At 72.3% G+C, this 412-nt stretch carries 1 protein-coding gene; it reads left to right on the forward strand.

The window, feature by feature from the left end:
- Positions 1-370, forward strand: a 370-nt coding sequence (locus tag TN53_RS42635) for an enoyl-CoA hydratase/isomerase family protein (RefSeq protein ID WP_046264294.1), incomplete at its 5' end; no start/stop codon positions are given.
- Between the last annotated feature and the right edge of the window lie 42 nt (positions 371-412).

Below are 412 nucleotides of genomic sequence, written 5' to 3' on the forward strand. Positions count from 1 at the left end.
CCTCGCCGGCCGTTGCCCGGTGGCGGGCAGCAGGCTGGCGGAGGCGCGCGGGGACGTGGACTGGGCGTTCGGAGCGCCGAGCCTCGGTGAGATCGAGAAACGCCTGCGCCACCTCGACACCGTCTGGGCTGCCGCCGCGCTGGTCTCCCTGGAGTCCGCCTCGTCGCAGAGCCTGGAGATCACTCACGCCCTGCTGGCTCGGGGAAGGCAGCAGACGTTGCGCGAGTGCCTCGACACCGAACTCGCCCTCGCACGCACGACCATCCGCACACCGGACTTCCTGGAGGGCGTCCGCGCGGCCCTGGTCGACAAGGACCGCACTCCCCACTGGCAACGTGCGTCGCCCTGCGGAGGGACGCTGCCCTCCTGAGCAGGGCCTCGCCTCGCGCAAGGGGCTGATCGTGCAGGAGGG

This window comes from Streptomyces sp. WM6386 (genome assembly GCF_000972385.1).
In the GTDB taxonomy this organism is placed as follows: Bacteria; Actinomycetota; Actinomycetes; order Streptomycetales; family Streptomycetaceae; genus Streptomyces.